The organism is Xylophilus sp. ASV27 (genome assembly GCF_016428875.1).
Taxonomy (GTDB): Bacteria; Pseudomonadota; Gammaproteobacteria; order Burkholderiales; family Burkholderiaceae_C; genus Xylophilus.
Genome location: NZ_JAELTO010000139.1, coordinates 1 through 9510, shown reverse-complemented (window position 1 = coordinate 9510; position 9510 = coordinate 1). Strand labels below are relative to the sequence as shown.

General features: G+C 66.4%; 8 protein-coding genes and 2 pseudogenes. 4 read left to right on the top strand and 6 right to left on the bottom strand.

Features of this window, described 5'->3' with window-relative positions; all coding sequences use genetic code 11:
• The 4 genes from JHD63_RS20305 to JHD63_RS20290 form a co-directional block, all read right to left on the bottom strand.
• Positions 1-162: transposase (locus JHD63_RS20305; protein ID WP_198972620.1), on the bottom strand; the 162-nt coding region annotated here is incomplete at its 3' end.
• Positions 163-263: 101 nt separating this feature from the next.
• Positions 264-1328 (bottom strand): porin, encoded by a 1065-nt coding sequence (locus JHD63_RS20300; RefSeq protein WP_233168487.1) that lies wholly within the window; start codon positions 1326-1328, stop codon positions 264-266.
• A 120-nt stretch (positions 1329-1448) separates the two neighbouring features.
• Positions 1449-2168, bottom strand: a complete 720-nt coding sequence (locus JHD63_RS20295) for a YczE/YyaS/YitT family protein (RefSeq protein ID WP_198972618.1) — start codon at positions 2166-2168, stop codon at positions 1449-1451.
• Positions 2169-2250: 82 nt separating this feature from the next.
• Complete coding sequence (locus JHD63_RS20290; RefSeq protein WP_198972617.1) at positions 2251-4020, bottom strand: adenine deaminase C-terminal domain-containing protein; 1770 nt, start codon at positions 4018-4020, stop codon at positions 2251-2253.
• Between the two features lie 252 nt (positions 4021-4272).
• Between JHD63_RS20290 and JHD63_RS20285 the strand changes: the two genes are divergently transcribed.
• Positions 4273-5175, top strand: coding sequence for a LysR family transcriptional regulator (locus JHD63_RS20285; protein ID WP_198972616.1), 903 nt, complete (start codon positions 4273-4275; stop codon positions 5173-5175).
• Positions 5176-5225: 50 nt separating this feature from the next.
• Positions 5226-5979 (top strand): annotated as a pseudogene (locus JHD63_RS20280) (transposase); the annotation flags it as partial.
• On the opposite strand, the gene JHD63_RS20275 reads toward JHD63_RS20280, so the two are convergent.
• Positions 5920-6687: an IclR family transcriptional regulator gene (locus JHD63_RS20275; RefSeq protein WP_198972615.1), complete on the bottom strand. Its 768-nt coding sequence runs from the start codon at positions 6685-6687 to the stop codon at positions 5920-5922. The pseudogene JHD63_RS20280 and the gene JHD63_RS20275 overlap by 60 nt on opposite strands.
• An 80-nt stretch (positions 6688-6767) precedes the next feature.
• Here JHD63_RS20275 and JHD63_RS20270 point away from each other — a divergent pair, with 80 nt between their 5' ends.
• Complete coding sequence (locus JHD63_RS20270) at positions 6768-7172, top strand: limonene-1,2-epoxide hydrolase family protein (protein ID WP_198972614.1); 405 nt, start codon at positions 6768-6770, stop codon at positions 7170-7172.
• 20 nt (positions 7173-7192) lie between these two features.
• Entirely contained in the window at positions 7193-8248 is a 1056-nt protein-coding gene (locus JHD63_RS20265) for an SDR family NAD(P)-dependent oxidoreductase (RefSeq protein WP_198972613.1), read from the top strand.
• Here JHD63_RS20265 and JHD63_RS20260 read toward each other — a convergent pair.
• A pseudogene (locus JHD63_RS20260) lies at positions 8158-9435 on the bottom strand (protein-disulfide reductase DsbD family protein); the annotation flags it as partial. The gene JHD63_RS20265 and the pseudogene JHD63_RS20260 overlap by 91 nt on opposite strands.
• Positions 9436-9510 lie beyond the last annotated feature (75 nt).

Below are 9510 nucleotides of genomic sequence, written 5' to 3'. Positions count from 1 at the left end.
CCAGGGGATGCCCGTGCACAGCACAAAAAGAATGCCATTGAGGGCCAATTCGTCACTCAGTCGCGGTCTGCCTCCCTTGGGCGAAGGCTTCACGACTGGCAGCAACGGCTTGATCTTTTTGTACAACGCCGCGCTAACTTCCTTGTTTCTTTTCTTTCCCATGCACCGTCAACGCGCATCCCGCGCTTGGCGATGACAGGCTTTTGTTAGCCGCTCTAAGCGCCGCACGCTGTCAGTTTCACTCCACTCGCAATCCATGCCGCTCAGAAGCGGTGCCGTACCCCCACCGCGAACGAGTTGCCGCGGTTGTAGCTGGTGATCTTGTCTCTCATGAGCACCGCGTACAGGTCGGTGCGCTTGGACAGGGTGTGGTCGTAGCCCAGCGAGAGCGTGTCGCGCTTGAGGCCGGCAATCGCCACGCCGGCCGAGCCCGTCCAGCGGGTGTTGGCGTAGGCCGCAAGCAGCTTGCCCTGGCCCACCTCGTAGTCGGCGCTCAGGCTCCAGATTTTGCTCTTGGCATTGCCGGGATCGCCGGCGTAGTTGTCGTTCTTGGTCTGCTCGTAGTTGGCATACAGGTTCACAGGACCGAATCCGGCCTTGCCCGACAGCATCCAGGCATCCTGCTGCGAGAAGCCGAGCTTGACCTGGCCTATGGTGCCGGCCAGCGGGTTGTCCATGCGCACCCGGTGCGCGAAGCCGCCGAGGCCGAAGCGGCCGTTGAAATACAGGAAGCTCGCACCGATGTTGCGCTTGCTGTTGTCGCCCGCTGCCTCGCCAAACTGGTAGTGCAGGTTCGCCGTGAGGCCGCCGAAATTCGGCGTGGTGTAGCGGATCTGGTTGCTCCAGCCGGTGTCGGCGGCATTGGTCGAGTCCCAGCCGGTGCCGTTGTACAGCGGCACGTCGCCGTGCAGGATGATGGGCGAGAAGGTGAACGAGTCGCCGAAGGCGTTGAAGAGCGCTGTCGGCAGGAAGTTCGGCGCTCCGTCGCGGCCCAGGCGGATGGTGCCGAAGTCGCCCGACAGGCCCACGAAGGCATTGCGGCTGAAGAAGGTTTCGTTGCCGTTGAAGCGCCCCGGTGTGCCGGTGTCGCCGCGGAAATAGCCGGCGAGCTTGAACTCCGCCTTCAGGCCGCCGCGCAGGTCCTCCCTGCCCTCCACCCCCCACCACGATGTACTCATGCCGCCCGAGTTGACAGCGGCCACGCGCTGGCTGCCCGATGCCTGCATCGAGCCCACATAGGCGTCGACCAGCCCGGACAGCGTGACGTTCTGCGCCCACGTGCCGCCAGACGAAGCCACAGCCAGAACCATTGCGATTTTCTTCTTCATGATCCGCATCCCCTTGTTGTCCTTGAGATTGCTGCTTGCAAAAAATGGGCAAAGCCCTGCCGCAGGCACGGCGGCGTGCGCGCCTGGACACTACCGGTTTGGGAGAAAGCGCCGTGGCACCTATTTTGCGGAGTTGCCCGCGATGTGCGGCGTGGCAGCATCCTCGGGCACCTTGGGGGCCGTCAGCTTCCTGAACAGGAAGAAGTAGAGCTTGATGTACTGGCCCACGAGGATGGCGTTGATGATGGTGCCCTCGCGGATGAACTTGGGCTCGCCCAGGCAGATGACGCCGATCAGCGCGGAGATGACCAGCAGCGTGCAGTCGAAGCCGGTCTTGATGTTGCCCCACTTCCAGCCTGTGCGCTTGAAGATGGTGTTCACGAACATGTCTATGGGCATGAGCACCAGGTTGGCGCGGATCATCAGGAACAGACCGAAGGCGAGCAAGGCGTCGGCAAAGGCCAGCAGCGAGAACCGCGCCCCGTACTCGGTCAGGACGATGGACTTGGTAAGCGTCAGGTTCAGGTCGAGGAAGGCCGCCAGCGCGAAGGCCGGGATCAGCGCGGCAAAATTCTTCAGTTTGAAGTCCTTGGGCAGCACCAGGTAGGTCAGCGCCAGCATGAGCAACTCCAGGATGAAGTTGTAGGTGCCCTGGCTCAAGGGCGGAAAGACCAGCGTCATGGTGCGCGTGAGGCTGCTCTGGGGCGATATGCCGATGCCCGCGCGGATCGCCAGGCTCACGCCCAGCGTCAGGATGTAGATGCCGGCGCCGTAGGTGATCCAGCGGCGCTTGAGACTGCCGGTGTCGACGATGCCGGTTTCTTTCTCGTGGTGAATCATTCTTGTCTCCTTGGGAATCTCTTGTCTTTGCCCGGCGGGCGCGTCGAGGCGCCCGCCGGTTGGCCTGCCTAGCGCAGGCCCGTCACACCATGAACCCGAAGCGGTCCAGCGAGATGAACAGGGTCAGCAGCTTGTTCACCACCGGCTCGCCTTCGTTGCGGTTGCCCATATCCTCCAGCGCGGCATCGATGGCGCGGGTGGCGGCCACCAGCTCGTCCAGGCCCATGTTCGCCATCACGCCGTAGATGTCCAGCGGCAATTTGGCCTTCACCTCGCGACTGTCGGTGACGATGCAGCCACCCACCTGGGCATCGACCTGCTGCAGGCAGTGGCACATCTCCGCGCTATCGCTGCCGACGGCGACGAAATACGCCTTGGGTGCCGGCCATAAGGTGGCGACCGCGCCGCGCTCGATGAAAACGCCCTTGAACAGGCCGTTGACCACATGGCGCTGGCCGTTGCCGTAGCGCTGTACCACCGAGATGCGGTTGAGTTTCACGCCCTGGTACTCGGGCACGACCTTGCCGTCCACGTAGGGCACCCACACCTCCTGGAAGAACTTCTCGTGGCCGCGGCCGTAGACGTCGAACAGGTAGACCTTGGCCTCTTTGCCGTCGGCCGAGATCTCCATCGGCGCCAGGTCGAGCTGTGCGGGCACCAGGTTGGCCAGGCCCGGGCGGGCCTGCTTGACCATGCCGGAATAGTCGATCTCGACGCGCTTGAGCATCTGGCGGTCCTGGGCGACCAGCTCGCCGTCCTTGAACACGTAGCGCGGGTTGATCCTGGACAGACTATCGGTGAGCACGATGTCGGCAAAGCGCCCCGGCGTCAGCGAGCCGAGCTGCCGGTCCATCTTGAAGGCGCGCGCCGTGTGCAGCGTGGCCATCTTGATCGCCTGGATGGGGGCTATCCCCATCTCGGCGCACAGCGACACGATCCAGTCCATGTGGCCCTTGGTCAGCACGCGGTCCACCGAGATGTTGTCGGCGCAGAGCTGGAAGTTGTCGGTGGGCCACTTGCGCTTGACGATGGCGCGCAGCATGGTCTTGATCACCTCGGGGCTGCCCACGCCGAACTTGATCTGCGTCTGCAGGCCGTAGCGCACGCTCTTCTCAATGTCGTCTTCCTTCCAGACATCATGGTTGGCATAGGCGCCGATGGCCGGCATGTAGTTCAGCATCATGTCGGACAGCGTGGTCACGCCCCAGTGCGTGTTCATGAAGCCGCCCTTGGCCCGACCCAGTGCCGACTTGCGGAAGTCGTCGTCGTTGCCCACGCTGTAGGTCAGGTGGGCCAGCTCGCCCAGGCCGATCACCGGCTCCATCTTCAGCAGCGCATCGGTCACCGCCACCGAGGTCTTCTTGCCCGGGGCGAAGGCAAACACCCGGTACGGCAGATTCTTGTAGTCCTTGAACAGGCCCTCGGTGGCCTCCATGGCCTCGGGGCCGGCGGCGCTGACGAAGTCCAGGCACTCCGAGAAGATGGTCGTCGTGCCGCAAGGCACGATAGCCTCGCCAAAGGCCACCGGGTGGGCCAGCTGCGCCTCGAAGTGCACGTGCGCGTCGATCAGGCCGGGGATGGCGTACAAGCCCTGGCCGTCGAACACCTCGCGCACCTTGACGATCGCCTCATCGGGGTTCAGCGCCACGATGCGTTTGTCGTAGACCAGGATGGAGCCCTGGTAGACGGACTCGCTGTGCACATCGAGGATGTTCAGGTTCTTCAGCAGCAGGTCGGCCTCGCGCTTGCCGTGCAGGATGTCGAAAATGGCACGCACGTGGGCTTCGTGCGCGGCGGCGGAGTCCTGCTGGCCGGACACCTGGACGTTTCTTTCGGTGACTTCTTGGTACATGGTTGCATCTCGCTTTCGTTCGATTGGCGTTGGGCCGAACAGGGTGGGCACTGCAACGAACGCCAGTCGTTCTCATCGAGGGGCCTCAAAGATTGCAGCGCCGCCGCTCCGGAGCGGGATTGGCCAGCCTTTGGGGGCTGCTCCGCTCCGTTGCGCGACAGGTGCTATGAAAACGTAAAATACCGCTTCTGAAAAGTAGCGATTTCTGCGCAGAGCGCTCGCTTTTCGAGCACGCGCAACCGGGATCACCCTATGCTGCACTCGCGCCTGCTGCGCTACATCGACGAAGTGGCCCGCTGCGGCTCCATCCGCGCGGCCGGCGAGCGCCTGCATGTAGCGCCATCCGCCATCAACAAGCACGTGCTGCAGCTCGAGGAAGAGATCGGCGAGCCGCTGTTCGAGCGCCTGCCCCGGGGGCTGAGGCCCACGCCGGCCGGCGAGATTCTGCTGGCACATGTGCGCCGTACCATGCTGGAGTACCGCCAGGTCGAGGCCGAGATCCGCGACCTGAAAACACTGCAGGGTGGCGAGGTGATCATCGCCACGATGACCGGCCTGGCCAGCGGCATCGTTTCGGCCTCGGCGGTGAGCTTCTACGCGCAGCACCCGCAGATCCAGCTGTCGATCCGCATCATGCCGGCCCACGACATCCTGGCCGCGGTGCTGGGCGGCGACGCCGACCTGGGCCTGGGCTTCAACCTGGCGCCGTCGCCGCAGCTCGAGAACCTGTGGGAGATGGACACCAGCCTGGGTGCGGTGGTCTCGCCGCGCCATGCGCTGGCCGGCATGGAGGCGATACCGCTGGCGCACTGCGCCGCCTACCCGCTGATCTTCGCCGACCGCGCCATGCTGATCCACGGCATCATCGCCGACACCTTCGCGCAGGCCGGGCTGAGCGCCGAGCCGGCCTTCCGCACCAATTCCATCGAGACCATGAAGCGCCTGGCCGCCGCCAGCGACAGCATCGCCTTCCTCAGCAAGTTCGACATCGCCGAGGAATACCACGCCGGCCAGCTCGTCTACCGCCCCATCCGCGACCGCGCCTTCAGCCGCAACGTGCTGTCGCTGGTGCGGCGCGAAAAACACGGCCGGGGCCTTGCCTGCCTGCTGTACGCAGAGGAGATCATGGGAGCGCTAGGCGCCCTGGGGAATTGAGGCAACGCTGAACAATTCCACCATCATTGGGTCGAATGCGTTGTGATCCGATGAAGCAACAGACCCTGGCAGCAGCGGCCGATCAAGAGGCTGGATTCGAACAGTACCGTCGCCCCACGCGGCGCGACGTGTTCCTGGCGACGATCGATGAGATTGTTCCCTGGCAGGCGTTGTGCGCAGTGATCCAGCCGCACTACCCCAAGCCCGGCACTGGACGCCCGCCCGTGGGGCTGGAGCGCATGCTGCGCATGTACTTCATTCAGCACTGGTTCAACCTGGCCGACCAGGCCTGTGAAGACGCCCTGCTGGGCAGCCCGGCGCTGCGGCGCTTCGTGGGCATCGACCTGGGGCGCGAGCGCGTGCCCGATGGCACGACGCTGCTGAAGTTTGGCCGCCTGCTGGAGACGCACAAGTAAGGGCCAGCATTGGCACTTCGGCATGAAGCTGCATATTGGTGTCGACAGTCGCAGTGAACTGGCCCACGGCGCCGTGGTGAAGGCGGCCAACGTGCACGACAAGCACCCGGTGCCCGATCTGCTGCACGGCAATGAGCAGCGTGTCTACGGCGACAGCGCCTGCGCCACCCAGAGGGCATTGATCGGCTCGAAGGCTCCACGGGCCATGGACTTCACCCACCAGCGCGTGCGCAAGAGGGGCGAGGTCGACGAGTCCGAGTGGGCGAAGAAGCGCAACAAGTGCGGAGTGCGCGCCCGGGTGGAGCACGTCTTGGCCGTGGTCAAGCTCTCAACCACCGCTACCCGTCTGTACCTGCGCGATTTCGCGCATCAGCAGTTGCGCCAGTTCCTTAAGGCGCTCCGGTGTCGCGCGATGCTCGGCGATGGCAATGCTCAGGCCGGCCCAGAAGTCCTCCGCCATGAGGAACGCACAGCCCACCCCGCCCGCATGGATGCGGGGACTGCGTATTTCCGAATAGCCGAGCACGCGCGCACGATGAACGGCGCTCTTGAGTTCCGCCGTGGTGCTTTGCTGCCGCGCATATTCGGCTTCGTGGCGCTGCAGCAGCCGGTGGACCTCCGTCTCGGGCAGGCGCGCCATGATGGCGATCCCCGCGGCGCTGGCGCCCAGCAGGCGGCGCACGCCCACCTCCACGACGTAGGCGCGTGTCGTATGGTCGCCTTCCACGCGGCTCAGGCAGACCACGTAGTCCCCGCTGCGGACCATCAGAAACACGGCATCGTTGCTGATGCGCGCCAGTCGCATGAGGGTGGGGCGGAAGCGCTCGGACACGGCATCCATCCCGGCGGAGGAGAAACCCCATTGCAGCGGCTCGATGCCCAGCCGGTAGATCTTGGAGTCGCCCATGCGCTCCACGAAGCCTTCCTCCAGCAGGCACGCCAGCAGGCGGTGCGCGGTGGATTTGTCGATCTGCGATGCCTCGATCAACTCCTTCAGGCGTATGCCCTGCGCGTGATGGGCGCCCACGATCCTCAACAGCCGCAGCACTTTGCTCGCGCTCTGGGTGCCCAGCACGGCGGGCTTCTTCTCATCCATTGGGAAAGGGGGGACCTTCAATTGGATAAATCCGGTTGCCGGGACTGTAATGGCGGGCCACTACGAGGGAAAGAGCTTTCATGGGGACCATCGCAAGCGACGACGCAACCAAGATCCGCACCTTCATGACGATGAAGGACGCCTGGGAACGAAAGCACTGGCGTCAGTGTGCCGACCTCATGACCGAAGACGGCATTCTTCATTCGGTCATGCTGGAGCCCTGCAAGGGCCGCGAGAACTTCTTCGACCGCATCCGCAAGACCGAAAGACCCAACAAGCAGGTGAAGCTGCACATACGCTCGATCGGGGTGGCCGGCGGCCTGCTGTTCGTCGAGCGCAATGATGAGATCATCATCGACGGCATTGGCCGTTTCATCCCCACCGTGGGCGTCCTGGAGTTCGTGGGCGGCAGGATCTCGCATTGGCGCGAGTACTACGACCGCCCCACGCTGCTGGCCGCCGTTCAGGAGCCGGTGCGCCGCTGAGCGGCGCCAGGAGTCCAAGGGTGGCAAAAGTACCTCTGTCCAAACTCGTCAAGTTCTACTTCCGGTTCACGCCAAGCTACAGCGCGATCGGCTACCACCTGCGCAGCCTGCTGTGGAGCCGTCGGCCCAACCAGTTCGGCGACCAGACCTGGCTGGTGACCGGCGGCTCCGAGGGCATCGGTGCCAGCGCCGCGCGCCAGGCCGCCGAAGGCGGCGCGCGCGTGATCTGCGTGGCGCGCGATGCCCGCAAGCTGGAGGCCTTCGCGCACAGCGTCAAGGCGCCGATTGCCATCCGCCATCTCACTGCGGACTTCTCCAGGATGCGCGAGGTGTATGCCTTGCTGGAGAACATCAGGAACGAAGGGCTGCAGCTCGACGTTCTGGTCAACAACGTCGGCATCCAGAAGCACCAGATGGTGCTGACGGATGAGGGCCTGGAAACGTCCTTCGCGACCAACATCCTGAGCCATCACATCCTGCTCAAGGGCCTGCTGGAGGACGGCATCCTGAAGGACGGCGCCACGGTGATCGAAGTCTCCTCGGGTGGCATGTACAACCACCGCATGGTGGTGGACGACCTGAACATCACCGAGCCGGAGCGCTATGCCGGCCCGCGCGCCTACGGCCTGGCCAAGCGCGCGCAAGTGATGGCGATGGCCTACTGGCGTGAGAAGCAGGCCCATCTGCAGCAGAGGTTCTATGCCATGCACCCGGGCTGGGTGAATACCGCCAGCGTGAACCGCTCCATGCCGCGCTTCGTCGCGATCCTGAAATCAGTGCTGCGCGACCATGAGCAGGGCGCCGACACCATCGTCTACCTGGCACGCGAGCGCCCCGCGCAGCGCCGCCCTGAAGCCATCTGGTTCGACCGCAAGGAGCGCACGACGCACATCTATGCGCACACCCCCGATGACGCCGTCACGCCCCGGGACGTGGTGCACTGGCTCGACGACCAGGCGGCGGCAAGCAAAGCCCACGCCGCCCGCTACAGCGCCGCCACCGCCGCCTTCACCGCCTCGCGCGACAGCAGCTCGCCCAGCACCACCGGCGCGCGCCCGGGGGCGTGCAGCACGTAGACCGGCACGCCGCTGCGGCCCAGCGCGCGCAGGGCGGCGGTGATGGCCGGGTCCTGGCGCGTCCAGTCGGCGCGCAGCAGCGCGACGTTCCGGGCCTCCAGCGCGGCTAGCACGCCGGGGTCCGACAGCGTGGTCTTTTTGTTGACCTGGCAGGTCACGCACCAGGCGGCGGTGAAGTCGACGAACACCGGCCGGCCGGCGGCGGTGAGTTCCGCCACGCGCTGCGCGCTCCAGGGCTGCCAGCGCTCGCCGGCAGCAGCCTGCGCCGGGCCGCCCTCGGGCAGCGGCCGCGTGACGTGCGGGCCGAGCGCGGCGGCCAGCCCCGCCAGCAGCAGCACCGACAGCGTGGCCAGCACGGCGCGCGTGCGGCCGCGCAGCGACAGCGCCCAGGCCACGGCGGCCAGCGCCACCAGCAGCGCCAGCAGCGCGCCCGCGCCGTCGATGCCGCTCTGCTGGCCCAGCACCCAGACCAGCCAGGCCACGGTGGCGAACATGGGGAAGGCCATCAGCCGGCGGAACACCTCCATCCACGGCCCCGGGCGCGGCAGCGCGCGCGCCACGGCCGGCAGCCAGCTCGCGGCCAGGTAGGGCAGCGCCATGCCCAGCCCGAGCACCGCGAACAGCGGCAGCGCCTGCGCCGCCGGCAGGCCCACGGCCAGGCCGAGCGATGCGCCCATGAAGGGCGCGGTGCAGGGCGATGCGATCGCCACCGCCAGCACGCCCGACAGGAAGGCGTCGGCCGCCGGGTGGCGCAGCCGCGTGGCGGCCAGCCCGCGCGGCGCCAGCAGGCCGAACTCGAACACGCCCGCGAGGTTCAGCCCGAGCAGCGTGAACAGCGCCGCCAGCGCCGCCACCACGGCCGGCGACTGCAGCTGGAAGCCCCAGCCCAGTTGCGCGCCGGCCGCGCGCAGCGCCAGCATCAGCCCGCCCAGCGCCGCGAAGGACAGCACCACGCCCGCGCCGTAGGCCAGCCCGGCGATGCGGTGCCCGCGCCGGTCCTCGCCATGGCGCGCGAAGCCCAGCACCTTGACCGCGAGCACCGGGAACACGCAGGGCATCAGGTTCAGGATCAGGCCGCCCAGGAAGGCGGCGGCCAGCGCCGCCAGCCAGGTCGGCAGCGGGGCGGCGGTGACGGACGGCGGCGGCGGCGCGGCGGCGCGGTTGGCGTCCAGCGCCTGGGCCAGCGCTGTCTCTTATACACATCTAAAAGAGGGGGGGGGGGGGGGGGGGGGGGGGGGGGGGGGGGGGGGGGGGGGGGGGGG